The sequence below is a fragment of the Pseudomonas sp. ef1 genome (assembly GCF_007293365.2).
GTDB classification, from domain to species: domain Bacteria; phylum Pseudomonadota; class Gammaproteobacteria; order Pseudomonadales; family Pseudomonadaceae; genus Aquipseudomonas; species Aquipseudomonas siliginis.
The window spans coordinates 529,001-555,840 of record NZ_CM129815.1; the positions used below are offsets into that span (position 1 = coordinate 529,001).

General features: G+C 61.3%; 23 protein-coding genes. 6 read left to right on the forward strand and 17 right to left on the reverse strand.

From position 1 onward, the window contains the following. Positions 1-184: 184 nt before the first annotated feature. Positions 185-817, forward strand: a complete 633-nt coding sequence (locus FEE99_RS02550; protein ID WP_041476873.1) for a TetR/AcrR family transcriptional regulator — start codon at positions 185-187, stop codon at positions 815-817. 161 nt (positions 818-978) lie between these two features. On the opposite strand, the gene FEE99_RS02555 is transcribed toward FEE99_RS02550, so the two are convergent. The 8 genes from FEE99_RS02555 to FEE99_RS02590 all read right to left on the reverse strand — a co-directional run bounded on the left by FEE99_RS02555 (position 979) and on the right by FEE99_RS02590 (position 8,342). Continuing rightward, positions 979-1,194, reverse strand: coding sequence for a TOBE domain-containing protein (locus tag FEE99_RS02555; protein ID WP_003229256.1), 216 nt, complete (start codon positions 1,192-1,194; stop codon positions 979-981). A 106-nt stretch (positions 1,195-1,300) separates the two neighbouring features. Further along, positions 1,301-2,107 (reverse strand): aliphatic sulfonates ABC transporter ATP-binding protein, encoded by an 807-nt coding sequence (ssuB, locus tag FEE99_RS02560; RefSeq protein ID WP_041476874.1) that lies wholly within the window; start codon positions 2,105-2,107, stop codon positions 1,301-1,303. Next, a complete protein-coding gene (gene ssuC, locus FEE99_RS02565; protein ID WP_041476875.1) occupies positions 2,104-2,886 on the reverse strand; it encodes an aliphatic sulfonate ABC transporter permease SsuC in 783 nt (260 codons plus the stop codon). The genes ssuB and ssuC overlap by 4 nt, the downstream gene beginning before the upstream one ends. Positions 2,887-2,895: 9 nt before the next feature. Next, positions 2,896-4,044, reverse strand: coding sequence for an FMNH2-dependent alkanesulfonate monooxygenase (ssuD, locus tag FEE99_RS02570; protein ID WP_016772653.1), 1,149 nt, complete (start codon positions 4,042-4,044; stop codon positions 2,896-2,898). A gap of 25 nt (positions 4,045-4,069) precedes the next feature. Further along, on the reverse strand, positions 4,070-5,044 hold the full coding sequence (locus FEE99_RS02575) for a sulfonate ABC transporter substrate-binding protein (protein WP_041476876.1): 975 nt from the start codon (positions 5,042-5,044) through the stop codon (positions 4,070-4,072). Positions 5,045-5,133: 89 nt separating this feature from the next. Beyond that, positions 5,134-5,727, reverse strand: a complete 594-nt coding sequence (ssuE, locus tag FEE99_RS02580; RefSeq protein WP_041476877.1) for an NADPH-dependent FMN reductase — start codon at positions 5,725-5,727, stop codon at positions 5,134-5,136. Positions 5,728-6,042: 315 nt separating this feature from the next. Then, positions 6,043-6,681: a peroxiredoxin gene (locus FEE99_RS02585; protein WP_041476878.1), complete on the reverse strand. Its 639-nt coding sequence runs from the start codon at positions 6,679-6,681 to the stop codon at positions 6,043-6,045. A 293-nt stretch (positions 6,682-6,974) separates the two neighbouring features. After that, positions 6,975-8,342, reverse strand: a complete 1,368-nt coding sequence (locus FEE99_RS02590) for an OprD family porin (protein WP_041476879.1) — start codon at positions 8,340-8,342, stop codon at positions 6,975-6,977. A 364-nt stretch (positions 8,343-8,706) separates the two neighbouring features. Between FEE99_RS02590 and tauA the strand changes: the two genes are divergently transcribed. Further along, positions 8,707-9,696, forward strand: a complete 990-nt coding sequence (gene tauA, locus FEE99_RS02595) for a taurine ABC transporter substrate-binding protein (protein ID WP_143978909.1) — start codon at positions 8,707-8,709, stop codon at positions 9,694-9,696. Between the two features lie 133 nt (positions 9,697-9,829). On the opposite strand, the gene argA is transcribed toward tauA, so the two are convergent. Together argA and argE are read right to left on the reverse strand one after the other, a co-directional pair. Next, entirely contained in the window at positions 9,830-11,131 is a 1,302-nt protein-coding gene (gene argA, locus FEE99_RS02600; RefSeq protein ID WP_016772647.1) for an amino-acid N-acetyltransferase, read from the reverse strand. A 262-nt stretch (positions 11,132-11,393) separates the two neighbouring features. After that, a complete protein-coding gene (gene argE / locus FEE99_RS02605; RefSeq protein ID WP_041476881.1) occupies positions 11,394-12,548 on the reverse strand; it encodes an acetylornithine deacetylase in 1,155 nt (384 codons plus the stop codon). A 156-nt stretch (positions 12,549-12,704) separates the two neighbouring features. On the opposite strand from argE, the gene FEE99_RS02610 reads away from it, so the two are divergent. Next, positions 12,705-14,075 carry a CYTH domain-containing protein gene (locus tag FEE99_RS02610; protein ID WP_041476882.1) on the forward strand — a complete coding sequence of 457 codons (1,371 nt, stop codon included), beginning with the start codon at positions 12,705-12,707 and terminating at the stop codon, positions 14,073-14,075. 181 nt (positions 14,076-14,256) lie between these two features. Here FEE99_RS02610 and FEE99_RS02615 read toward each other — a convergent pair whose 3' ends face one another. Further along, positions 14,257-14,721, reverse strand: a complete 465-nt coding sequence (locus FEE99_RS02615; RefSeq protein ID WP_024014730.1) for an Lrp/AsnC family transcriptional regulator — start codon at positions 14,719-14,721, stop codon at positions 14,257-14,259. Between the two features lie 126 nt (positions 14,722-14,847). Here FEE99_RS02615 and FEE99_RS02620 point away from each other — a divergent pair, with 126 nt between their 5' ends. From FEE99_RS02620 to FEE99_RS02630, 3 genes are all read left to right on the forward strand, one after another. After that, positions 14,848-15,186: a hypothetical protein gene (locus tag FEE99_RS02620; protein ID WP_041476883.1), complete on the forward strand. Its 339-nt coding sequence runs from the start codon at positions 14,848-14,850 to the stop codon at positions 15,184-15,186. A gap of 92 nt (positions 15,187-15,278) precedes the next feature. Continuing rightward, entirely contained in the window at positions 15,279-17,063 is a 1,785-nt protein-coding gene (locus FEE99_RS02625; protein WP_041476884.1) for a GspE/PulE family protein, read from the forward strand. A gap of 65 nt (positions 17,064-17,128) precedes the next feature. After that, positions 17,129-17,449, forward strand: coding sequence for a DUF2388 domain-containing protein (locus FEE99_RS02630; RefSeq protein ID WP_172667868.1), 321 nt, complete (start codon positions 17,129-17,131; stop codon positions 17,447-17,449). A 139-nt stretch (positions 17,450-17,588) separates the two neighbouring features. Here FEE99_RS02630 and gcvP read toward each other — a convergent pair whose 3' ends face one another. From gcvP to FEE99_RS02660, 6 genes are all read right to left on the reverse strand, one after another. Further along, entirely contained in the window at positions 17,589-20,462 is a 2,874-nt protein-coding gene (gene gcvP / locus FEE99_RS02635) for an aminomethyl-transferring glycine dehydrogenase (protein WP_041476885.1), read from the reverse strand. 199 nt (positions 20,463-20,661) lie between these two features. Then, positions 20,662-21,045 (reverse strand): glycine cleavage system protein GcvH, encoded by a 384-nt coding sequence (gene gcvH, locus FEE99_RS02640; RefSeq protein ID WP_041476886.1) that lies wholly within the window; start codon positions 21,043-21,045, stop codon positions 20,662-20,664. Between the two features lie 46 nt (positions 21,046-21,091). Beyond that, a complete protein-coding gene (gcvT, locus tag FEE99_RS02645; RefSeq protein ID WP_041476887.1) occupies positions 21,092-22,174 on the reverse strand; it encodes a glycine cleavage system aminomethyltransferase GcvT in 1,083 nt (360 codons plus the stop codon). A gap of 423 nt (positions 22,175-22,597) precedes the next feature. Continuing rightward, on the reverse strand, positions 22,598-24,211 hold the full coding sequence (locus tag FEE99_RS02650) for an ABC transporter permease (RefSeq protein ID WP_041476961.1): 1,614 nt from the start codon (positions 24,209-24,211) through the stop codon (positions 22,598-22,600). Between the two features lie 153 nt (positions 24,212-24,364). After that, entirely contained in the window at positions 24,365-25,369 is a 1,005-nt protein-coding gene (locus FEE99_RS02655) for an extracellular solute-binding protein (protein WP_041476889.1), read from the reverse strand. A gap of 246 nt (positions 25,370-25,615) precedes the next feature. After that, the gene (locus FEE99_RS02660) at positions 25,616-26,833 is read right to left on the reverse strand and encodes a 2-octaprenyl-3-methyl-6-methoxy-1,4-benzoquinol hydroxylase (RefSeq protein ID WP_167351309.1); all 1,218 of its coding nucleotides are present in this window, start codon (positions 26,831-26,833) and stop codon (positions 25,616-25,618) included. Positions 26,834-26,840: the final 7 nt, after the last annotated feature.

Sequence of the window (26,840 nt, forward strand, 5' to 3'; positions counted from 1 at the left end):
GTTGCGAAGCAGCCCCAAATCCATCCCACTCGGTGTGTCAGGAATACCCGGCTCTCAGGGTTTACGACTGCTGCGCAGCCGAACGGGGCGGTGCGACGTTTCGCTAAATCCCCTCGCCACAGGGTACCGGCAGACAACACCGAACCCTGCTCGTACAATGCCCGCTGCCCCGCAGGAGACTTCCATGACGCGTCCCGCCACCGTCCGCAAACCCCGTGCCCGCAGTCAGGCGCGGATCGATTCGATCCTCGATGCCGCGCGCACGTTGCTGGCGGCCGAGGGCGTGGCCAGTCTGTCGATCTACAGCGTCGCCGAACGCGCGCAGATTCCGCCCTCCTCCGTGTATCACTTTTTCGCCAGCGTCCCGGCGCTGCTCGAAGCGCTGACCGCCGATGTCCACGCAGCCTTCCGCGCCTGCCTGCAAGCGCCGATCGATCACGATGCCTTGCGTGACTGGCGAGATCTGTCGCGACTGGTCGAACAGCGCATGCTGGAGATCTACGACGAAGACGCAGCCGCGCGGCAATTGATCCTGGCGCAACATGGCCTGACCGAAGTGACCCAGGCCGACCGCCAGCACGATCTGGAACTGGGCGACCTGATGCACAAGCTGTTCGACCAGCATTTCGAGTTGCCGAGGCTGCCGGACGATGTCGATGTGTTTGCCCTGGCGATGGAACTTGGCGACCGGGTTTATGCCCGTTCGGTGCAGCAGCACGGGCAGATCACCCCGCGCATGGCCGAGGAAGGGATGCGCGTGTTTGATGCCTATATCGGGTTGTACCTTCCGCCGTATCTACCCAAAAGAAATCTCTAGCGCATGCACCGGCCCTTTCGCGAGCAGGCTCGCTCCCACATTTGAAATGCGTTCCCCTGTGGGAGCGAGCCTGCTCGCGAAAGCCGCGCCGCCGAATCCGCGACAGGCACAAAAAACCCCGCAGGGCTCACACCCTCCGGGGTTGTTTTTTGCTCACCGGCTCACAACTTGGCGATGGACACCTCGGTGGATTTCACAAAGGCGATCACTTCGCTGCCGACCACCAGCTCCAGCTCTTTAACAGAGCGGGTAGTGATCACCGAAGTGACGATGCCCGAAGCTGTCTGCACGTCGATTTCCGACAGCACGTCGCCGAGGACGATTTCCTTGATCGAGCCTTTGAACTGGTTGCGCACGTTGATGGCTTTGATAGTCATGGCATTTCTCCTAGTATCGAAATGAGCTGCAAGCGGCAAGCTATAAGCTGCAAGTAAAAGCACCAGGCTTGTTCTTGCGGCTTGTAGCTTGAAGCTTGCAGCTGCTTCATTGCGCCCAACGCAATTGCGCAGGCAGGGGTGAAACGGGTTCCGGCGCCGGCGGTTCGCCGGGCAGGGATAGAACACGGTTGAGCACTTCGGTTTCCAGTGCGGCGAGGCGATGCGAGCCACGCACCCTGGGGCGCGGCAGTTCGACGTGCAGGTCGAGGCCGACTTCGCCGTCCTCGATGAGGATCACCCGATCGGCGATCGCCACCGCTTCACTGACGTCATGGGTCACCAGCAGCACGGTAAAACCGTGTTGCTGCCAGAGCCGTTCGATCAGTTGCTGCATCTCGATGCGGGTCAGGGCATCCAGTGCGCCGAGCGGTTCGTCGAGCAGCAGCAGACGCGGCTGGTGGATCAGCGCCCGAGCCAGCGCCACGCGCTGCTTCTGGCCACCGGACAATGCCGCCGGCCATTCATTGGCGCGATCGGCCAGGCCCACTGCTTCCAGTGCATCCAGCGCTTGCTGGCGCCAGTTGCCCTTGAGGCCGAGACCGACGTTGTCGATGATCCTTTTCCACGGCAGCAGCCGCGCTTCCTGGAACATCAACCGCGTGTCGTCACGCGCCTGGCTGAGCGGTGCGGAGCCGGCCAGCAACTCCCCGCCAGTCGGTTGATCGAGGCCGGCGAGCAGGCGCAAGAACGTGCTCTTGCCACAACCGCTGCGCCCGACCACGGCGACAAACTGCCCCGCCGGAATGTGCAGATCGATGTCACGCAACACTTGGCGTGAGCCGAAGGTCTTCTGCAGGTTGCGCACTGCCAACGGAATCCCGCGCAACAGGCGTGGAGGTTGTTGAGCGGTCATGCCGCACCTCCCTTGGCAACCTGATAGGCCGGGTGCCAGCGCAGCCACACACGTTCAAGACCACGGGCGGCGAGGTCGGCGAGTTTGCCCAGTACCGCGTAAAGCAGGATCGCCAGCACTACCACATCGGTCTGCAGAAACTCGCGGGCGTTCATTGCCAGATAGCCGATCCCCGAGCTGGCCGAGATGGTTTCGGCGACGATCAGCGTCAGCCACATGAAGCCCAGGGCGAAGCGCACGCCAACCAGAATCGACGGCAACGCACCCGGCAGAATCACCTGCCAGAACAGGCTGAAACCGCTCAGACCATAACTGCGCGCCATCTCCACCAGCGCCGGGTCGACGTTGCGGATGCCGTGGTAAGTGTTGAGGTAAATCGGGAACAAGGTGCCCAGCGCCACGAGGAAAATCTTCGCTGACTCGTCAATGCCGAACCACAGGATCACCAGCGGAATCAGCGCCAGGTGCGGCACGTTGCGGATCATCTGCACCGAGCTGTCGAGCAGGCGTTCGCCCCACTTCGACAGGCCGGTGATGAAACCCAGCACCAGACCGATGCTGCCGCCGATGGTGAAACCGAGTGCTGCGCGCCAGCCGCTGATCGCCAGGTGTGTCCAGATCTCGCCGCTGCGCACCAGACTGACGCCGGCTTCGATCACCGCCACCGGGGTCGGCAGAATCCGCGTCGACAACCAACCGGCCGACACCGACAACTGCCACACCGCCAGCAGCAACACCGGCAACGCCCAGGGCGCGAGGCTGTGGATAAATTTGTTCATGGCCGCGCCTCAGCTCTGCGACGCGGCTTTGGGCAGAATGTCGTTGGCGACCATCTCGCCGAACGGGCTGACATAACCGGCGCTCTTCGGCAGTTCCGGGCGTTCAACGTCAAGATGCGGGAACAGCAGTTCGGCTACCCGATACGATTCTTCGAGGTGTGGATAACCGGAGAAGATGAAGGTGTCGATGCCCAGATCCGCATATTCCTTGACCCGCGCTGCCACGGTCGGGCCATCGCCGACCAGCGCCGTACCGGCACCGCCACGTACCAGACCGACACCAGCCCAGAGGTTCGGGCTGACTTCGAGGTTGTCGCGGCTGCCGCCGTGCAGCGCGGCCATGCGTTGCTGGCCGACCGAATCGAAGCGCGCCAGCGAAGCCTGGGCACGTTGGATGGTGTCGTCGTCCAGATGCGAGATCAGCCGGTCCGCTGCCTGCCAGGCTTCGGCATTGGTTTCACGGACGATCACATGCAGACGAATGCCGAAGCGCACGGTGCGGCCGAGCTTGGCGGCTTTGGCGCGCACTTGTGCGATCTTCTCGGCCACCGCGGCCGGCGGCTCGCCCCAGGTCAGGACCATTTCCACTTGCTCGGCGGCCAGATCTTGCGCCGCTTCCGAAGAGCCACCGAAATACAGCGGCGGACGCGGTTGCTGGATCGGCGGATACAGCAGCTTCGCGCCCTTCACGCTTATGTGCTCGCCGTCGTAATCGACAGTTTCGCCTTCCAGCACACGGCGCCAGATGCGGGTGAATTCCACCGAGGCCTGATAGCGTTCCTCATGGTTGAGGAACAGACCGTCGCCAGCCAGTTCCTCCGGATCGCCACCGGTGACCAGATTGAACAGCGCACGCCCGCCGGACAAACGATCCAGCGTGGCTGCCTGGCGCGCCGCGACCGTCGGGGAAATGATCCCGGGGCGCAGAGCGACCAGAAACTTCAGGCGCTGGGTCACCGGAATCAGCGAGGCTGCCACCAGCCACGAGTCTTCGCAGGAACGCCCGGTCGGAATCAGCACCCCGCCAAAACCCAGACGATCCGCCGCTTGCGCGACTTGCTGCAAATAACCGTGATCAACCGCGCGGGCGCCTTCGGCGGTGCCAAGGTAATGGCCGTCACCGTGGGTCGGCAGGAACCAGAAGATATTGAGGCTCATGGAGTGGTCTCCTTGTGGATTCGAATTACTGGGCTTGGGAGCTTTGGGCCACAGCGGCCGGCGGGGTCCAGATCACATCCTTGATGCTCAACGGCTTGGGAATCAGCTTGAGCTGGAAGAACGTGTCGGCGATTTTCTGTTGCGCAGCGACCACTTCCGGGGTCAGGAACAGCGCGCCGTAGCCCTGGCGTTTCACCGAGGTCAGGGTGATGTCCGCCGGCAGGCCAAGCAGTGGCGCGACCTGTTGCGTCACGTCTTCGGGATTGGCTTTCGACCATTCACCCACCGCGCGCACCTCTTCGACAAGGGTCTTGATCACCTCGGGATTTTTCTGCGCGTAAGGTTTTGTGGCCAGATAGAACTGATGGTTGTCGACGATGCCTTTGCCGTCGCGCAGGGTGTGCGCTTGCAGTTGTTTCTCGGCAGCGGCCTGATACGGATCCCAGATGACCCAGGCGTCGACACTGCCACGTTCGAACGCAGCGCGAGCATCGGCTGGCGGCAGGAACACGGTCTGAATATCGCTGTACTTGAGGCCGGCGTCTTCCAGCGCGCGCACCAGCAGGTAGTGAACGTTGGAGCCTTTGTTCAGGGCGACTTTCTTGCCCTTGAGATCGGCTACCGATTTGATCGGCGAGTCTTTCGGCACGAGGATCGCTTCACTGTTCGGCGCTGGCGGTTCGTAGGCAACGTAGAGCAGATCAGCGCCAGCGGCCTGGGCGAAAACCGGTGGGGTTTCGCCGGTCACGCCGAAATCGATCGAGCCGACGTTGAGGCCTTCGAGCAGCTGCGGGCCGCCGGGAAACTCGGTCCATTGCACGTCGACGCCTTGCGCGGCGAGGCGTTTTTCGAGCGTGCCTTTGGCTTTGAGCAGCACCAGCGTGCCGTACTTCTGATAACCGATCCGCAATGTCTCGGCTTGAGCTTGGGTGATGGCGCCGAAGGTGACAGCCGCAGCAAACAGAGCGACCAGACCACGACGCAAAAATACAGTGCGCATAGCGCTCTCCTTTTTGCTGTTGGGTTGTGGCTGCACCTGCTTGCCCGTTGGCGGGCGAGTAAGGCCAGTACTTCAAATTTCGATAAGGCTTAAATGCTCCAGCGAGCACTCAACAAACGTTCGTTCAGCAGGCCTGGCTCCAGCGGTTTCGGCCGGCGCGCCATGGCGCCGATGAACTGATCCAGGGCCTCGTGCAAGCGCTGCTCCAGGGCCGGCGCCAGTTGCGCGGCGGCACTGCCTTCGCCATAAGCGATCTGGCTGTCCTCGGCGAAAATACCCTGAAGCATTTCCTGCGCTTTGAGTGCCGACAGCACGGGCTTGAGGGCGTAATCGACCACCAGCATGTGAGCGATGCTGCCGCCCGTGGCCATCGGCAAGACAATCTTGTGGTTCAAGGCACGCTCGGGGAGCAGATCCAGCAGGGTCTTCAGCGCACCGGAAAACGAGGCCTTGTAAACCGGCGTGGCGATCAGCAGGCCATCGGCGTTTGCGATCTGTTGCAACAGGTCGAGGACCTTCGGACTGTCGAAGCGCGCGTGGAGCAGATCCTCGGCCGGGAAGTCCCGCACCTGATAACTCACCACTTCCACCCCTTGCTGTTGCAACCAGCGTTGCGAACGCTCCAGCAGCACCCCGGAACGGGAGCGCAGGCTGGGGCTGCCACCGAGTGAGACGACCAGCATTGCAGATTCCTTTAAGCGTTACAGGCGATTCGCAGGCTGCGATCTCGCTTCAATGGCAGTGACCTTACCAGCTGATTTATATATCCATAAATCATATTTATTCATTTGGTTATGCATTTAAGAGATATGTCGCTGAGCAAAATCCAGGCAAAAAAAAAGGCCGTCGAAACGGCCGAAATTCCCCTGCGTTGTGATTCCGGATTCTCCATTGCCTGGGCTGGCGCCTTCGCGAGCAGGCTCGCTCCCACAGGGGAAAGCATTGCAAATGTGGGAGCGAGCCTGCTCGCGAAAGCGGCGGTAGCTGCACCGCAAATCTTATTTATTCGGCTGCGGCGTCAGGCGCAGGTACGGCTTCACCGCGCGATAACCTTTGGGGAAGCGCTGCTTTATCTCGTCCTCATCCTTGAGCGACGGCACGATCACCACCTCTTCACCGTCCTGCCAGTTGGCCGGGGTGGCGACTTTGTAGTTGTCGGTGAGTTGCAGCGAGTCGATCACCCGCAGAATCTCGTGGAAATTACGCCCGGTGCTCGCCGGGTAGGTGATGGTCAGACGGATCTTCTTGTTCGGGTCGATGACGAACAGTGAACGCACGGTCAGCGTGTCATTGGCGTTCGGGTGGATCAGGTCGTAGAGATCGGAGACCTTGCGATCGGCATCGGCCAGGATCGGGAAGTTGACGATAGTGTTCTGGGTTTCGTTGATGTCCTCGATCCACTTGTGGTGCGAGTCCACCGGGTCAACCGACAGCGCGATGGCCTTGACGCCGCGTCGGCTGAATTCATCCTTGAGCTTGGCGGTGAAACCCAGCTCGGTGGTGCACACCGGAGTGAAGTCCGCCGGATGGGAAAACAGCACGCCCCAGCTATCGCCCAGCCATTCGTGAAAACGAATCTTGCCGGCGCTGGAGTCCTGTTCGAAATCGGGGGCGATGTCGCCGAGTCTGAGGCTCATGGTGCTGCTCCTGATGAGGGATGGGAGACAACAACTGTAGCTCGGGATCGATCAGCGTGAAAAAGAATAAATAACTAGATATCTAGATCATTAGTGAATATTAAACATCTGTTCATTGGACACCGACCCGCATCGCGACGAACATCCAACGCAAGGTTCGAGAAGGCCTTGAGTTGCAGCAAAGAGGGAAAGCGAGAAGGGCTTACGGGGGTGAGCCTGACTCGAAAACGCAAAAGCCCCGTCCGGCGCGATGCCGGACGGGGCTTTTTTTTGCTTCAGTTGCTCGAGCGCTATTACAGCAGCGGGATCGAGTAGCTGAGGATCAGGCGGTTTTCGTCCTGGTCGCGTTGACCTGGGATGTCGTTGCGCCACATAGCGTTTTTCCACATCACGCCAACGTTTTTCAGCGGGCCTTCAGGTACTACGTAACCAACGGTGATGTCGCGTTCCCACTCGGAACGGCCGGTCGCATTGGTGCTGACTTGACGGTCGCCGACTTTACCGGTGGTGTCGATGTTATCGCCACGCAGGTAAACCACGCCGGCGGTCAGGCCTGGTACGCCAACTTTGGCGAAGTCGTACGAGTAGCGAGCTTGCCAGGTACGTTCACCTGCGCGAGCGAACTTGGCGATCTGCATGTCGGTGGTGATGTACGCCGACGAGCCGTCACCCTGGTTCAGCCAAGGGAAGTCGCTGTTGCCGTTGCTGACCTGATAACCGCCACCGAAAGTGTGACCTTCAACGGTGTACAGGAACAAGCCGCTGTACAGGTTGTTGTCTACCTTGCCTTTGGTGATGCCAGTGCCGTAGTCACCGGTGGTGTAGTAGGCAGGGTCGTTACCGTTGGCGCCATCGTCACGGCTGTTGAAGTAACGGAAGTCAGACTTCAATACACCCGGGCCGATTGCCCAGTTGTGCACCAGACCCAGGAAGTGCTGCTTGTAGTAATCCTGCAGATTGCCGTAGTAGTACTGGGCAGTCAGGTCTTTGGTGATTTTGTAGTCGCCACCACCGTAGATGAACTTGTTGCTGTCACGACCGGCAGCGGTGTGAGCGTTGGAGCCAGCAATCGACAACTCTTCGTTGTTGCTGGAGTTACGGCCCTTGGCGTGCTCGATTTGACCAGCAACCAGCGTCAGATCCTTGATCTCGCTCGAAGTGATCTGGCCACCCTGGAAGGTTTGCGGCAGCAGACGACCGTCGTTGGTCACGATGACCGGCAGTTTTGGCTGCAGGGTGCCCAATTTCAGTTCGGTCTGAGAGATCTTGGCTTTGGCAGTCAAACCCAGGCTGGAGAAGTTGTCGACCGCTTCACCGTTGGACTTGCTCGGGAATACAGTACCGCCATAGGAAGTCGACGTAGCACCGTTGGTGCCGCCACCCGAGTCCAGGCGCACGCCCACCAGGCCGATGGCGTCGATACCGAAGCCTACGGTGCCTTGGGTGTAACCGGAGATGAAACGCAGATCGAAGCCTTGGCCCCATTCTTCTTGCTTGTTCTGAGCCTTGGCAGCTTTAGTATCGCCATCACGGTTATCAGTGTTGATGTAGAAGTTACGCAGCCCCAGAGTAGCCTTGCTGTCTTCGATGAAACCGGCGGCGCCTGCCTGCTGCGCCATAACCCCAACGGCCACAGCCAGGGCCAAGGTGGACTTGTTCATGTATCGCTCCTCTCGTTCTAATTCTTGTGTTCCTGGTTCGGGGTCGATTTGCCCTGAATCCTAAGATCCGCGATTAGCGCCAGACCGTGACTGCCAAGTCAATCGTAACCTTGTATGTCTACGACCATCGTCTAATCGCGAGTGATTTGGTCCCTGCAGCGTAAAGACTTCCTGATAATCCCAAAAAGAATTTATTCGTTCTTTTTCATGCCATTCAGGCATATGGCCCATTAATGGCCATCCGCGCCGGGAAACAGCGTATCGGCGCCTAAGCTCATTCCTAAATGGTATTTGTTGACCTTTTTTTAGATCGATTAGCTTTGCCGTGCTCCCAACACGGCAAATCCCATCGAAAAGGCGACGCATCATGGCGAAACGCGCACTTTCAAGTCAATTTGTTACAGTTTGTGTGTCGGCACTGTTTTCTTTTTCCACACATGCCGCCGGTCTGACGGTCGGTTACCAGACCGGGATCGATCCGAGCAAAGTGCCGCAGGCCGATGGTGTCTATGAAAAAACCATCGGCGAGAAGATCGACTGGCGTCGTTTCAACAGCGGCCCGGAAGTCGTCACTGCCATTGCTTCTGGCGACGTGCAGATCGGCAACCTTGGCTCAAGCCCACTGGCAGCAGCTGCTTCACGCAATCTGCCGATCGTGGCGTTTATCGTTTCGGCGCAGATTAATGCCGCAGAAGCCTTGGTGGTGCGCAACGGCAGCGGCATCGACAAACCGCAGGACCTGATCGGTAAAACCATCGCCACACCGTTCGTGTCGACCTCGCACTACAGTCTGCTTGGAGCGCTGAAGCACTGGGGCCTGAATACTTCGCAAGTCAAAGTGGTCAACCTGCAACCGGCGGAAATCGCCGCCGCGTGGAAGCGTGGCGACATTGATGGTGCGTTTGTCTGGTCGCCGGCGCTAGGCGAGATCCGCAAGACCGGCAAGACCCTGACCGACGCCGCCCAGGTCGGCCAGTGGGGTGCGCCAACCTTCGAGGTGTGGGTGGCGCGCAAAGACTTTGCCGAGAAGCATCCCGAAGTGGTGGCCAAGTTTGCCAAGGTCACCCTGGAATCGTTCGCTGATTACGCCGCACACAAAGACAGCTGGACGGCCGACTCGGTGCCTGTGCAGAAAATCGCCAAATTGACCGGTGCCAACGCAGCAGATGTGCCGGAACTGCTGGCCGGATCGGCGTTCCCGGATGCCAAGGCGCAGCAAAGCAAGGCGCTGCTGGACGGCGGCACCGCCAAGGCCATTGCCGAAACGGCGAAATTCTTGAAGGAACAGGGCAAGGTCGAGACAGTGCTGGCGGATTATTCGCCGTACGTCAGCGCCAAATTCATCACTGACTGAATGCAGAAAGTGGCGAGGGGATTTATCCCCGTTGGGCTGCACAGCAGTCCCCCAGCGATTCCAAGTGAAAACACAGGGGGCCGCTACGCGACCCAGCGGGGATAAATCCCCTCGCCACAGACCTCGCTGTTGTTCAGAGGGTCTTTTCGAAGATCTTCGAATTACGCTGATAGTTGTACAGCGACGCCCGTGCCGCTGGCAGGCGTTCGACGCTGCTTGGCTCGAACCCGCGCTCGCGGAACCAGTGCGCAGTACGCGTGGTGAGTACGAACAGGGTTTTCAAACCCTGCGCCCGCGCGCGGGTTTCAATGCGTTCCAGCAATTCGTCGCCGCGTCCGCCGTGGCGGTATTCCGGATTCACCGCCAGACACGCCAGTTCGCCGGCATCGGAATCGGCAATCTGATACAGCGCCGCACAGGCGATGATCATGCCTTCGCGCTCGACCACGCTGAACTGCTCGATCTCGCGCTCCAGCACTTCCCGCGAGCGGCGCACCAGAATGCCCTGTTCTTCCAGCGGACTGATCAGGTCGAGCAAACCGCCGACGTCTTCAATCGCCGCTTCGCGCACCAGTTCGAACTGCTCCTGCGCCACCAGCGTACCGCCACCGTCACGGGTGAACAGCTCGGTCAGCAGCGCGCCGTCTTCGGCGTAACTGACGATATGACTGCGCGCCACGCCGCCACGGCAGGCTTCGGCGGCGGCATCGAGCAATTCCGCTTGATAGTTGCTCATGCCCAGACGCTGCAAATGTGCCGGCACTTGTTGCGGGCGCAGTTCACGTACCAGTTTGCCGTTTTCGTCGATCAGGCCGAGTTCGGCGCCGAACAACAGCAGCTTGTCCGCGCCCAGATCAATCGCAGCGCGGGTGGCGACGTCTTCGCAGGCAAGGTTGAAGATCTCGCCGGTCGGCGAATAGCCCAGCGGCGACAACAGCACGATCGAGCGCTCATCGAGCAGGCGATTGATGCCTTTGCGGTCAACCCGACGCACTTCACCGGTGTGGTGATAGTCGACACCTTCCAGCACGCCAATCGGCCGCGCGGTAACGAGGTTGCCGCTGGCCACGCGCAGGCGCGAGCCCTGCATCGGCGACGAGGCCATGTCCATCGACAGCCGTGCTTCGATGGCGATGCGCAACTGGCCGACCGCGTCGATCACACACTCAAGCGTCGCGGCATCGGTGATGCGCATGCCGTGATGGTAATGCGGGGTCAGGCCACGGGCGGCGAGGCGGGTTTCGATCTGCGGGCGCGAGCCGTGCACCAGCACCAGACGCACGCCCAGACTGTGCAGCAAGACCAGGTCGTGGACGATATTGCCGAAATTCGGATGCTCGACGCCGTCGCCGGGAAGCATGACGACGAAGGTGCAATCGCGGTGGGCATTGATGTAGGGAGACGCGTGGCGAAGCCAATTAACGTATTCGGGCATGAACCTGGGCCTGTAATAAAGAGCAGCCGAAAAAAGGGGCGAAACGAAAAACGCACAGCGGGCTGATGGTTATCGTCGGAACAGGCTTGGCGACACGCGCGCTCTCCTCATGAATACGGGTTGTGGTGCAGGCAATTTACCGGGTTGATGCAAGACATTTAACCCTGTGGGAGCGAGCCTGCTCGCGAAAGCGGTGGATCAGGTTCATCAATGGCGACTGACAAAACGCCTTCGCGAGCAGGCTCGCTCCCACACAGGGCCGTCATCGTTCGTCTGTCGTCAGGCAGTAATGTTCAATCAACTGCCGAATCAGATGCACGGTAGGCTGCAAACGTGACATTTCAAGGTATTCCCCCGGTTGATGCGCGCAGGCAATGTCGCCGGGGCCGAGGACGATGGTTTCGCAGCCGAGGCGCTGAAGATAAGGCGCTTCGGTGCCGAACGCTACTGCTTCGGCGCGATGGCCGGTGAGCTTTTCAGCGATGCGCACCAGTTCGGCATCTGCAGCCTGCTCGAACGGCGGCACTTCCGGGAACAGCGGTTTGTAGTCGATCTTCACTTTGTGCCGCTCGGCCACCGGGTTGAGCTTGCGCAGGATTTCCGCGCGCAGCAGGCTCGGGTCCATGCCCGGCAGCGGCCGCAGGTCGAATTCCAGCGAGCACTGGCCGCAGATGCGATTGGGGTTGTCGCCGCCATGAATGCAGCCGAAGTTCATCGTCGGTTGCGGCACGCTGAACTGTGGATTGCTGAACTCGCGCTGCCACAACAGGCGCAGACCGCGCAGTTCGCCGATGGCATCGTGCATCGCTTCAAGGGCGCTGTGGCCCAGGCGCGGATCAGACGAGTGGCCGCTCTGCCCGAGGATGTCGATGCGCTCCATCATGATGCCTTTGTGCATGCGAACCGGCTTGAGCCCGGTCGGCTCGCCGATCACCGCCGCGCGGCCCAACGGTTGCCCGGCCTCGGCCAGCGCTCGGGCGCCGGACATCGAGCTTTCTTCGTCGCAGGTGGCGAGGATCAGCAGCGGTTGCTTGAACGGCTGATCGAGCAGCGGCCGCACGGCTTCGATGATCAGCGCGAAGAAGCCCTTCATGTCACAACTGCCCAGCCCGACCCAGCGACCGTCGACTTCGGTGAGCTTCAGCGGGTCGGTCTGCCACAACGCGTCGTCGTAAGGCACGGTGTCGCTGTGCCCGGCCAGCACCAGGCCGCCGGGGCCGCTGCCGATACTGGCGAGCAGATTGAATTTGCCGGGGCTGACCTGCTGGATATCGCAGCTGAAACCCAGGTCACCGAGCCAGCCCGCCAGCAGATCGATGACGGCGCGGTTGGACTGGTCCAGGTTCGGTTGGGTGCAGCTGACCGATGGCGCGGCAATCAGCGCGGCGAACTGGTCTTGCATGGACGGCAATGGCATCACTGACTCCAGGTCCCGGATTGAGGCCCACTATAGAACCATCCGGCGCGCGGAATAAACCGCCGCAGGGCGTAGGAAGTTTGACTCCTGTACACTGCACGGCCTTGGCAGCCACACATTCCCCCGGCTGCGCTCCCGATTCTGGATGTTCCGGCCATGCAAAAAGAAACTGAAATCAAACTCCGCGTCAGCCGCGAAACCCTCGCTGCCCTGCGCGAGCACCCACTGCTGAAGAAACGCAACAAAAGTGGCTGGGAACGCCGTGAGTTGATGAACCAGTACTTCGACACCCCCGAGCGCGACCTCGCCCAGGCCAAGGTCGCCCTGCGCCTGCGCAAGGACGGTGACGAAGTGATTCAAACTCTCAAGACCCGCGGCCAGAGCGTCGCCGGTCTGTCCGAGCGTAATGAGTACGACTGGAAACTCCCGAAGGCCAAGCTCGACGTGAAGAAACTCGACGGCGAATGCTGGCCCGAGTCGCTCGCCGAGCTGGACAAGAAAACCCTCAAGCCGATCTTCACCACCGATTTCGTCCGCGAGCGCGCCGAAATCGCCTGGGGCCGTGGCAAGACCAAAGTGGTTATTGAGGCCGCGCTGGATCTCGGCCACGTAGTGGTCGGCAAACAGAAAGAAGAAATCTGCGAACTGGAACTGGAACTGCGCGAAGGCGAGCCTGCCGCGTTGCTGGAACTGGCTGCCGAACTGGCCGAAACCCTGGCGCTGATGCCATGCGATATCAGCAAGGCCGAGCGCGGTTATCGCCTGCACGACGCCAACAGCTACTCGCTGAGCCTGCCAGCGCCGCAGCTGACCACCGAAACCCGTCTCGACGACGCCTTCGCCGCGCTGAGCTGGCATCTGCTCGGCAGCAGTCAGCGTCTGGCCGAACAATATCGCTTCAACGGCCACTGGCGTCTGCTGCAGGACTGGGTCGAGAACCTCGCGGAAATGCGCGCCCTGCTCAGCAGCCTCGGCCAGGCTGCGCCGCGTCAGTCGACCCACGATTTGCGCGTGGCCCTCGATGCCTTGCTGGAAGACTGGCGTCCCCTGGTACAGGTCGGCATCGAAGACGAAGACGTGCGCAAGGCCGCGCCGGAGCAGTTCCTCGAAGAACTGGAAGACCCGCGCTGGGGCCAGTTCTCGCTGAACGCTTCACGCTGGCTGCTGGCCCGCACCTGGACCGCCGACCGCAACACTCGCGGTAATCGTCAGGGTGACGCGCAACTGCACAGCTGGCTGCCGCGTCTGCTCGGCGAAGAAGCCACTGCTCTGCAGCTGCAACGCTATCAGCAGCAGCCGGAAGATCTCGCTGAACAACTGCCGCGTATCGAACGCATTCAGGTCTGGTTGCACCATGCGCGCAACGTGCTGGACATCCCGGAAATGGATCGCCTGTACGGTGAGCTGAACAAACTGGCGCAACTGGCCAACGAGCCGACCATCACCGACGAACTGCTCGATGCACGCAAGCATCAGGCGATTGCGGTGTACCAGAACCGCGCCTGGAAAATCCTCCTGCGCAGCTAAACACCTTCCCACCTGATCGTTCCCACGCTCTGCGTGGGCACGCCTCAATGGACGCTCTGCGTCCGCTTTGGGACGCAGAGCGTCCCGGGCTGCATTCCCACGCTCTGCGTGGGAACGATCAAGCGGGGTCTGCTGCGCAGCCCAGCGGGGATAAATCCCCTCGCCACAAAGGCCATCCGCACTAGACCGGCAGGCTGGTGGTGGACTTGATTTCAGAAAGCGCCACAATCGAATTCACTTCCTGTATCCCCGGCACCAGCGACAGCTTCTCGAAGAAGAATCGCTCGTACGCCTCGATGTCTGCCGCGACTATGCGCAACATGAAGTCCACCGCACCCATCAGCACATAACACTCCAGCACTTCCGGAAAGCCGCGAATCGCCTCGGTGAATTCAGTGAAATTCGAACGCCCATGAGCGTTGAGTTTGATCTCGGCAAAGATCTGCGTGTTCAGGCCGATCTTCTTGCGATCCAGCAAGGTCACCTGGCCGCGAATGATGCCCTCCTCCTTCATCCGCTGAATCCGCCGCCAGCACGGCGATTGCGACAAGCCGACCTGCTCGGCGATCTGCGCGCTCGACAGCGAAGCGTCTTCCTGGAGCAAGGCGAGGATCTTGCGGTCGTAGGCGTCCAGCTCGCTGTGCATAAAAAATCCTCAAAGATCAGCTTTCACGAATCAACTCTTTCGATAAATCCGTTCAGACGCCGATCATAGCCAAGAAATACCCCGCACCGAATGTAAAAATTTCTCCAGTGATTTTGGAGACTCGCCATGCCGCACCTTGAAGCCGTGAACAGCGCCCCCACCCGCGCCGATGTCTGGAACGTCAACAACGCTCACTGCCTGGCGCAGTACCGAATCCTTGCCGAGGCCGAGCCGGACCTGCTGGTGCGCGTGCTGAATCTGTTCGCCTTGCAGTTTCTGACCCCGGAGCAGGTGAACGTCCAGCGCCAGGAAGATCTGCTGTCGATCGACCTGCTAATGGGCGGCCTGAGCTGGCATCGCGCGCAAGTGATCGCGGAAAAACTGCGCAACCTGATCAGCGTCTGCACAGTGGACCTGCACAACGCCGACGCAGCGTGGCAGGCGCCCGCACAGGCTGCCGGCTGACAAATCCGGCAACGGCTTCGTCGGGTAGTGGCCCAACGGTCAGCAGAGCCACGACTATCCTTTTGCGCATGACGCTTAAAAAGGAAAGCCGCATGTCCGTTCAATTTGTCACTCAGGACCGCTGGCTGGACCTCAACGATGTATTACGGGAACTGGTCGCCCAAGGCTTCATCTGCCAGGACGCGGCGGAACAGGCGCTCAATGCCCGCCGTCGCCATGCTGCTCACGGGCAGATGCATCCGCTGGAATTCATCGCCAGCCAGCAACTCGACGACCTCAGCCGTCCGGGCAAACATCTGGATCTGGAAAGCCTGACCCTGTGGCTGGCGCAGCAGGCCGGTCAGCCGTATTTGCGCATTGATCCGCTGAAAATCAATGTCGCGGCGATCACGCCGCTGATGTCCTATGCCTTCGCCCAGCGCCACAAGATTCTCGCCGTCGCCGTGGACCGCGATTCGGTCACCGTGGCCAGCGCTCAGCCCTACGTCAGCGGTTGGGAAGCCGACCTGACCCACGTGTTGAAGCTGCCGATCAAACGGGTCGTGGCCAACCCGGTCGACATCCAGCGCTTCAGCGTCGAATTCTTTCGTCTGGCCAAATCGGTCAGCGGCGCCAGCAATGCCGACGCCCAGGGCGGCAACCTCGGCAATTTCGAACAACTGCTCAATCTCGGCGCCAGCGACCAGGAACCGGACGCCAACGACGCGCACATCGTCAACATCGTCGACTGGCTGTTCCAGTACGCCTTCCAGCAGCGCGCCAGCGATATCCATATCGAACCGCGCCGCGAGCACGGCACCGTGCGCTTTCGCATCGACGGCGTGCTGCATAACGTCTATCAATTCCCGCCGCAGGTGACCATGGCGATCGTCAGCCGCCTGAAAAGCCTCGGTCGCATGAACGTCGCGGAAAAGCGCAAACCCCAGGATGGCCGGGTCAAGACCAAGACCCCGGACGGCGGCGAAGTGGAATTGCGTCTGTCGACCTTGCCGACGGCGTTCGGCGAAAAAATGGTCATGCGGATTTTCGACCCGGAAGTGCTGCTGAAAAATTTCGACCAGTTGGGTTTCAGCGCCGACGACCTGCGGCGCTGGCAGGACATGACCCGCCAGCCCAACGGCATCATTCTGGTCACCGGGCCGACCGGTTCGGGCAAGACCACCACCCTGTACACCACGCTGAAAAAACTGGCGACGCCGGAGGTCAACCTCTGCACCATCGAGGACCCGATCGAAATGGTCGAGCCGGCCTTCAACCAGATGCAGGTGCAGCACAACATCGAACTGACCTTCGCCGCCGGGGTGCGCGCGCTGATGCGGCAGGACCCGGACATCATCATGATCGGCGAGATCCGCGATCTGGAAACGGCCGAAATGGCGATTCAGGCCGCACTCACCGGCCACTTGGTCTTGTCCACCCTGCACACCAACGATGCACCTAGCGCCATCAGCCGTTTGCTCGAACTCGGTGTGCCGCATTACCTGATCAAAGCCACCGTGCTCGGCGTTATGGCTCAGCGTCTGGTGCGCACCTTGTGCCCGCACTGCAAGGCGCCACTGACGCTCGAGGATGAAGACTGGCAAACCCTGACCCGGCCCTGGCAAGCGCCGCTGCCGAGCAATGCGCAGCGAGCGATCGGTTGCCTGGAATGCCGCGACACCGGCTATCGCGGGCGCGCCGGCGTGTACGAAATCATGCAACTGAGCGACAGCCTCAAAACGCTGATTACCCCGGACACCGACCTCACCGCGATCAGGCGTCAGGCGTTCAAGGAAGGCATGCGCAGCCTGCGCCTGTCCGGCGCGCAGAAGGTCGCGGCGGGGCTGACCACGGTGGAAGAAGTGCTGCGGGTGACGCCGCAAAGTGAGTTGAAATAATTCAGCACGGAACTGGATCGGGGGATCGGCTATCCAACCCCGTAGTCAATCCCAGGAGTCACCTCATCATGCGTCTCAAACTTGCTGTCGCCACCTTGGCCCTGCTGTCGCTTCCCGTTGGTTCGGCCATGGCGGACAGCTTTTGGCGTAACGTCATCTCCTCCGGTGCCACCACCGGCTCGACCTACCTGACGTTCAAGGATCACAAGCTGATCGTCGCCGCCCAGGACGACGCCGGCAGCTTCGTCGCCAGCGACGGCGGCATCCGTGGCCCGTACCTGGAAGCAGCCATGCAGAAAGTCCGCGCCGACAACCCGGGCCTGCAGGCTTCGGACATGGAACTGGCGAACGCGATTCTGGCGAAGAACGCCGTGGCGTCCGAGTAAGCCTCGCACCCTCAAAAATGCCGCTCGATCGAGCGGCTTTTTTTTGCGCCAGAATCAAAAGATCGCAGCCTTCGGCAGCTCCTACCTTTGAAATGCATTCCTACTGTAGGAGCTGCCGAAGGCTGCGATCTTTTGATCTTCAGCGGTAATCATCCACCGGCACGCAGGCGCAATACAGATTGCGATCGCCGTAGACGTTATCCACCCGATTCACCGCCGGCCAATATTTGTGCAATCGAGTGTGCGCATCCGGGGTAATACCCTGTTCGATGCTGTAGGGCCGTTCCCAGATCCCAGTGACATCGGCCAGCGTATGCGGCGCGCGTTTGAGCGGGTTGTCTTCGCCCGGCCAGTTGCCCTTCTGCACTTCACTGATCTCGGCGCGAATGCTCAACATCGCCGCGATGAAACGGTCGAGTTCTGCCTTGGATTCGCTCTCGGTCGGCTCGACCATCAACGTACCCGGTACCGGGAAGGACATGGTCGGCGCGTGGAAGCCGTAATCCATCAGCCGCTTGGCGACGTCTTCCTCGCTGATGCCGGTCTGCGCCTTCAGTGGGCGCAGATCAAGAATGCATTCATGCGCCACCCGGCCGTTGCGCCCGGTGTAGAGTACCGGGAACGCGCCGGATAAATGCTGCGCCAGATAATTCGCCGCCAGAATCGCCACCTCGCTGGCGTCCGCCAGTTGCGGGCCCATCATGGCGATGTACATCCAACTGATCGGCAAAATGCTCGCACTGCCCCACGGCGCTGCGCTGACTGCGCCGTTCTGTGCCAGCGGTCCGTCAATCGGCACCACCGGATGGTTGGCGACGAACGGCGCCAGATGCGCACGGACGCCGATCGGCCCCATGCCCGGCCCGCCGCCGCCATGGGGAATGCAGAAGGTCTTGTGCAGGTTCATGTGTGAGACGTCGGCGCCAATGTCCGCCGGTCTGGTCAGGCCGACCTGGGCATTGAGATTGGCGCCATCCATGTACACCTGGCCGCCATGCTGGTGAATCACTGCGCAGATGTCGCTGATGCCCTCCTCGTAGACCCCGTGGGTCGACGGATAGGTCGCCATCAGGCACGACAACTTGTTCCCGGCCTCGGCGGCTTTGAGCTGCAAATCATCCAGATCGACGTTGCCCGCCTCATCGCATTCGACAATGACTACGCGCATTCCGGCCATCTGCGCCGAGGCCGGGTTGGTGCCATGGGCCGACGACGGAATCAGGCAGATATCCCGCGCGCCCTCCCCCCGGCTCTCGTGATATTTACGGATCGCCAGGAGCCCGGCGTATTCGCCCTGCGCGCCGGAATTGGGCTGCATGCAGATCGCGTCGAAACCGGTAATCGCGCAGAGCCAACGCTCAAGTTCTTCGATCATCAGTGTGTAACCGACAGCCTGCTCCCTCGGCACGAAGGGATGCAGATTGGCGAACTGCGGCCAGGTGATCGGGATCATTTCGCTGGTGGCGTTGAGCTTCATCGTGCAGGAACCGAGCGGAATCATCGACTGATTGAGCGCCAGATCCTTGTTTTCCAGTTGTTTGAGGTAACGCAGCATCTCGGTTTCGCTGTGGTGAGCGTTGAACACCGGATGTTGCAGGTACGGCGTGCTGCGCTGGAGTTCGTCGGGAATTCCCGAGGCGATGTCCTCCGCATCCAGCGCGTCAACGCTCAGGCCGTGATCAGCCCCGAGCAGCACGTCGAACAGTTTTGCCACGGTGTGTTCATCACAGGTCTCATCCAGACTCAGACCGACGCGGCCGCGCCCAAGAATGCGCAGGTTGATCTGCGCTGCCTGAGCACTTTCGATGATCGCCGTTTGCGCACCGCCGACCTCCAGGGTCAGGGTGTCGAAGAACTGCTCGTTGAGCCGTTTGATGCCGTTGCGCTCGAGTCCCGCCGCGAGGAGGCAGGTCAGGCGATGCACGCGCTGGGCGATACGCCTCAAGCCTTCGGGGCCGTGATACACCGCGTAGCAACTGGCGATATTGGCCAGCAGTACCTGCGCTGTGCAGATGTTCGAATTGGCTTTCTCGCGGCGGATGTGTTGCTCGCGGGTTTGCAGGGCCATGCGCAGCGCGACGTTGCCGCGAGCATCTTTCGATACACCGATGATCCGCCCCGGAATCGCTCGTTTGTACTCCTCGCGGCTGGCGAAGAACGCCGCGTGCGGGCCGCCATAACCCATCGGCACACCGAAACGCTGGGACGAACCGAACACCACATCGGCACCCAACTCACCCGGCGGCGTCAACAAAAGCAGGCTGAGCAGGTCGGTGGCGACGCAGGCCAGGGCCTGTTGTGCGTGCAGGTGGTTGATCAAGGGTTTGAGATCGCGGATTTCGCCGTGAGTGTCGGGGTATTGCAGCAGCGCGCCGAACACCTCGTGCTGCGCCAGGTTATCCACCGCGTCGACGATCAGCTCGAAGCCGAAACCTTCGGCGCGGGTCTGCACCACGGAGAGGGTTTGCGGATGGCAGTTTTCATCCACAAAAAACAGATTGCTCTTCGACTTCGCCACGCGCCTGGCCAACGCCATGGCTTCGGCCGCTGCGGTGGCCTCATCGAGCAGCGAGGCGTTGGCCAGTTCCAGGCCGGTGAGGTCGATGGTCAGTTGCTGAAAATTGAGCAGCGCTTCGAGCCGGCCTTGAGCGATTTCTGGTTGGTATGGGGTGTACGCGGTGTACCAGCCGGGATTTTCCAGCACGTTGCGCAGAATGACGGTCGGCGTGACGGTGCCGTGATAACCCATGCCGATCAGGCTGGTGAACAGCTGATTCTGCTCGGCATAACCGCGCAGTTTCGCCAGCGCAGCCTGTTCGTCGAGTGCCGGCGGCAGATCCAGTGCGCGATTGAAGCGAATGCCCGGCGGCACGGTCTGCTCGATCAGCTCGGCGCGACTGCCCAGGCCGAGGCTGTCGAGCATCGCCTGCTGCTCGGCGGCATCCGGGCCAAGGTGGCGGCGCAGAAAGGCTTCGGGATCGCGTAACTGGCTCAGGGACGGCGACTGGGACATGACGGGCTCTCCTGGCTGGCGCTTGGCGTCAATCGACACGGTCAAACCAGCATAGCAGTGCCCTCGAAGATCAAAAGATCGCAGCCTTCGGCAGCTCCTACAGGGGAATGTATTTCAAAGGTAGGAGCTGCCGAAGGCTGCGATCTTTTGATTCTGAAAAAAACCCCGACGAATCAGGGCTTTGGGTCATACCGGCAAGTTACTCGCCGATGGCAGCCTTGTAAGCCGCCGCATCCAGCAGCTTGTCCAGCTCGGCCTTGTCGCTTGGCTTGAGCTTGAAGATCCACGCGCCGTACGGGTCGGAGTTCAGCAGCTCAGGCGAGCCACCCAGCTCTTCGTTGATCGCGATGACTTCACCGCTGACCGGGGCGTAGATGTCGGAGGCGGCTTTCACCGACTCGACCACGCCGGATTGATCACCGGCGGCGAACACCTTGCCGACTTCGGTCAACTCGACGAACACCACGTCGCCCAGCGCTTCCTGCGCGTGATCGCTGATGCCCACGGTGACGGTGCCGTCGGTTTCCAGACGCGCCCATTCATGACTTTCGGCAAAACGCAGTTCGGCAGGGATATCGCTCATCTTCGGTTCCTCGGAATTGGTCAGCGGTCATGCCCGCCAGAAAAGGTTAGATCAAGGTTTTGCCATGGCGCACGAAGGTCGGTTTGACCACCCGTACTGGGTACCACTTGCCACGGATTTCCACTTCGGCGCGGTCGGCGGTTGCCATCGGTACACGCGCCAGGGCAATCGATTTGCTCAGCGTAGGAGAGAAACTACCACTGGTGATCTCCCCTTCGCCAACATCGGCGATGCGAACCACTTGGTGAGCGCGCAAAACCCCGCGCTCTTCCAGCACCAGACCGACCAGTTTATGCGCCACGCCGACGGCTTTTTCCGCCTCCAGCGCCGCGCGACCGATGAACTGCCGCGAGGCCGGCTCCCAGGCGATGCTCCAGGCCATGTTCGAGGCCAGCGGTGAAACGTCCTGATGAATGTCCTGACCGTACAGGTTCATTCCGGCCTCGACGCGCAAGGTATCGCGCGCACCGAGGCCGATCGGCGAAATACCGGCACCGACCAGGTCGTTGAAGAACCCCGGCGCCTGATTGGCCGGCAGGCAGATTTCCAGGCCATCCTCGCCGGTGTACCCGGTGCGCGCAATGAACCAGTCGCCGTCGATGGCGCCTTCGAAAGGTTTGAGTTGCTGGATCAGCGTGGCGCGCGACTGGGTGACCAGTTCGGCAATCTTGTGCCGGGCCTGCGGGCCTTGGATGGCAAGCATCGCCAGCTCCGCGCGCTCGTGCAGTTGCACGTCGTAGGCGCCGAGCTGGGCGTTCATCCAGGCCAGATCCTGATCGCGGGTCGAGGCGTTGAACACCAGCCGGTACGCGTCGTCGAGGCGATAGATGATCATGTCGTCGACGATGCCGCCGCGCTCATTGAGCATGGTGCTGTACAACGCCCGGCCGGGGCGGTGCAGACGTTCGACGTCGTTGGCCAGCAGATGCTGGAGCCAGGCCTTGGCCTGGGCGCCGGTGACATCGATCACGGTCATATGGGAAACATCGAACACCCCGCAATCGCGGCGCACTTCGTGGTGCTCCTCGACCTGCGAGCCGTAATGCAGTGGCATGTCCCAACCGCCAAAATCGACCATCTTCGCGCCAAGCGCGAGGTGCAGGTCATACAGAGGCGTACGCTGTCCCATGGGTTTCTCCTTCCGGGCGTGGCGAGGGTGCGGACCGCCGCTATACGGCTGAAAGCCTTGATGAATAAGGCTTGCAGCCGATTCCAGCGCACGGGTCTGTCAGACGAACCGCACCGAATGCCGCGCATTGTAGCCGCATGATGTAGGACTCACTACTACGGGGGCGTTCTCAATTGGTTTCCCCACCGCGTTGTCGCCTAAAAGCGAGCCAGGCAAGGCGCAGGCCGCTGGGAATGGTATTCCCTTTTCAAGGCCTGCAACGCAGGCTGGCTCGCTTTTAGGCACAACCCGGAGGGCCGGGCCTGCTGTTGTGCAGGGCTGCGTTGCTCGAAGCTTATTTGGAACAACCAAACCACGCTTCTCGCGTCTTGCCCTGCACAACAGCAGACCCGGCGCGGTGGGGAAACCAATCGAGAACGCCCCCTAGTTTCGGTGCGCCGAACGTCGAATCAATCCGATCACCGGCAATAGACCAACCAGCACCAGGGTCAATGCCGGCAACGAGGCGCGCGCCCATTCGCCTTCGCTGGTCATTTCGAAGATGCGCACCGCCAGCGTGTCCCAGCCAAACGGGCGCATCAGGAGGGTCGCGGGCATTTCCTTGAGCACATCGACGAACACCAGCAACGCGGCGCTCAACGTGCCGGGCAGCAAGAGCGGCAGATACACTTTGAAAAACAGTCGCGGCCCACTGACACCCAGGCTACGTGCCGCTTCAGGCAAAGATGGCCGTATACGCGCCAGACTGCTTTCCAGCGGCCCGTAAGCGACAGCGATAAAGCGCACCAGATACGCCATCAGCAAAGCTGCGAGGCTGCCGAGCAGCAACGGTCTGCCCGCACCGCCGAGCCATGACGAAAGCGGAATCACCAGCTCACGATCCAGATAACTGAAGGCAAGCATGATCGACACCGCCAGCACCGAACCGGGCAACGCGTAGCCGAGATTGGCCAGGCCGACCCCGGAGTTGATCGCTTGGGTCGGTGCCAGGCGCCGGGCAAACGCCAGCAACAGAGCAACGCTGACGGTGATCAGCGCGGCCATCGCCCCCAGATACAGCGTGTGCAGAATCAGCCCGGCGTAGCGTTCATCCAGATCGAAGCGCCCGCGCTGCCAGAACCAGACGATTAGTTGCAGCACCGGGATAACGAAGGCGCAGGCGAACACCAATGCACACCAGCCCGTCGCCGCGAACGCTTTGAGCCCGCGCAGGTGATACAGCGCTTTCACCCGTGGCCGCTCATTGCTTGCCCGATTCGCCCCGCGTGCCCGGCGCTCGCCGTACAGCACCAGCATCACTACCAGCAGCAACAGACTGGCCAGTTGTGCGGCGCTGGGCAGGCTGAAGAAGCCGTACCAGGTCTTGTAGATTGCCGTGGTGAAGGTGTCGAAATTGAACACTGAGACCGCGCCAAAATCGGCGAGGGTTTCCATCAGCGCCAGCGCCACGCCCGCGCCGATCGCCGGACGCGCCATCGGCAACGCGACCCGCCAGAACGCCTGCCACGGCGACTGCCCGAGCACCCGCGCCGCTTCCATCAGGCCTTTGCCCTGAGCCAGAAACGCGGTGCGCGCCAGCAGATAAACGTAGGGATAAAAGACCAGCACCAGCACCACGATCACCCCGCCGGTGGACCGTACCCGAGGCAGGCGCAGGCCGGTGCCGAACCATTCGCGCAACAGGGACTGCACGGGGCCGGCGAAATCCAGCAGGCCGACGAAAACGAACGCCAGTACATACGCTGGAATGGCGAAGGGCAGCATCAGCGCCCAGTCGAGCCAGCGCCGACCGGGGAATTCACAGAGGCTGGTCAGCCACGCGAGGCTGACACCCAGCAGGGTCACGCCGACACCGACGCCGAGGATCAGCGTCAGGGTATTGCCGAGCAGACGCGGCATCTGGGTTTGCCACAGGTGCGACCAGATCTGCTGATCGATGGTCTGCCACGACAGCAGCAGCACGCTCAGCGGCAACAACACCAGCGCGGCGATGGCGAAGACGATGGGGTACCAGCGGCGTTGGGCGGGGTGGGCCAAGGAAACAATCTCGTTCAAATGATTGTGCCCACGCTCTGCGTGGGCACACATCCTGTGACGCTCCGCGTCACGCTTTCAGCGGCACGACGCAGAGCGTCGAGGGCTGCATTCCCACGCGGAGCGTGGGAACGATCAATAGTTACACGAAACGCCTCAGTTCCACCCCGCCCGATCCATCATCCGGATCGCCTCGGCCTGACGTTTGCCCGCCACTTCTACCGGCAAGGTATCAGCAATGAACTTGCCCCATGCCGCCACTTCTTCCGATGGCGCCACCGCCGGGTTGGCCGGGAACTCCTGATTCACATCAGCAAAAATCTTCTGCGCCTCAGGCGTGGTCATCCATTCGACCAAAGCCTTCGCGGCTTCCGGGTGCGGTGCATGTTTGGTCAGGCCGATGCCCGACAGGTTCACATGCACACCGCGATCGGCCTGATTCGGCCAGAACAGTTTCACCGGCAGTTCAGGCTTCTGCTTGTGCAGGCGACCGTAGTAGTAGGTGTTGACGATGCCAACGTCACACTGCCCGGCGTTGATCGCTTCCAGCACTGCAACGTCATCGGAGAACACGTCAGTGGACAGGTTGTTGACCCAGCCCTTGAGGATTTTCTCGGTCTTCTCGGCGCCGTGAACTTCGATCATGGTCGCAGTCAACGACTGGTTGTAGACCTTCTTCGCCGTGCGCAGGCACAGGCGGCCTTCCCAGTTCTTGTCGGCCAGCGCTTCGTAGGTGGTCAGTTCGCCCGGCTTCACCCGCTCGGTGGAATAGGCGATGGTCCGCGCGCGCAGGCTCAGGCCGGTCCAGGCGTGGGTGGACGAGCGATATTGCTGAGGAATATTGGCGTCGATGGTTTTCGAGGTGAAAGGCTGCAGAATGCCCATCTGCTCGGCCTGCCACAGGTTACCGGCATCGACCGTGAGCAGCAGGTCGGCGGTGGCGTTTTCGCCCTCGGCCTTGATGCGCTGCATCAGCGGCGCTTCCTTGTCGGTGATGAACTTGATCTTCACTCCGGTCTTGGCGGTGTAGGCATCAAATACCGGTTTGATCAGCTCATCGATGCGCGACGAGTACACCACCACCTCATCGGCGGCCTGGGCAGTGGTGCTGCCGATCAGGGTCAAGGCCAGTGCGGTCAGAAGACGCTTGGGTGCCAACATGGGAGTGGTCTCACGGTCGGGAAAGGTGGGCCAAATGATAAGGACTCACATTTACCTTCTCAATCGAACACTGGGGGAAGGAGTTACCAGATGTTGCACAGCGTTATTTTTGTGTCGGGTTTGCCGACGCCATCGCTGGCAAGCCAGCTCCCACAAGGTTTTCGGTGTGTCCAACATTAATGCTTCACACCGACCACTGTGGGAGCGGGCTTGCCCGCGATGAGGTCAGCAGCAACAACGAACATCTCAGGGTTTGGCCAAGGCCGGAAGGTCCCCCGTCAACCCCAGCGCCTCGCGCACAAACAACGCCTTCGCCTCGGGCATCTGCTCGACCAGTTTCAATCCGGCATTGCGCAACCAGCGCAGCGGCAGCGGATCGGCCTGGAACAACCGCTCGAAGCCTTCCATCGCCGCCATCAGCGCCAGATTGTGCGGCATGCGCCGACGCTCGTAGCGGCTCAGCACCTTCACGTCCGCCAGTCGCTCACCGCGCTGATGCGCTTGCAGGAGCACTTCCGCCAGCACCGCTGCATCGAGGAATCCAAGGTTCACACCCTGCCCCGCCAACGGGTGAATGGTGTGCGCCGCATCACCGATCAAGGCCAGTCCCTCAGCGACGTAGCGCTTGGCATGGCGCTGACGCAGCGGCACGCACAGACGCGGATCGGCGCTGATCACTTCACCGAGGCGCCCTTCGAAGGCTCGCTCCAGCTCAGCGCAAAACGCCGTCTCCTCGAGTGCCATCAGGCGCTCGGCTTCAGCCGGTGTGGTCGACCAGACGATCGAGCACCAGTCCTGCTGACCATCACGCTCCAGCGGCAAAAACGCCAATGGCCCGTGATCGGTAAAGCGCTGCCAGGCGGTTTTGCGGTGCGGCTGGCTGCAGCGCACGCTGGTGACGATGGCGTGATGCAGATAATCCCACTCGCGAGTCGCCACGCCGGTCAGACGGCGCACAGCAGAATTGGCGCCATCGGCCGCGATCACCAGCGGCGCGCGCAAGGTGCGGCCGTCGGCCAACGTCAGCAGCCAGTCATCGCCGGAGCGACGCATCTGCTCCAGCCGCGCATTGGCCAACATGCCGAGGTCGCAATCATGCAAACGCTCGAGCAGCGCATCCTGGACCACGCGATTTTCGACGATGTGGCCGAGCACATCGGCATGCACGCTGCTTGCCGAGAAATGAATCTGCCCGGTGCCGCTGCCGTCCCACACATGCATGTCGGTGTACGGGCTGCTGCGCCGCTGGGCGATGCCGTCCCAGACACCAAGGCGTTCGAGAATGCGCTGGCTCGCCGCCGACAATGCACTGACGCGCGGTTCGAACGCCGCTTCGGCATCGAAGGGTTTGACACTCAGCGGGCTACCGTCGAGCAACAGCACTTCCAGCCCACTGTCCTGTAACGCCAGCGCCAGGGCGCTGCCGACCATTCCGGCTCCGACAATCAGCACATCTGCGCGCATTTCCATG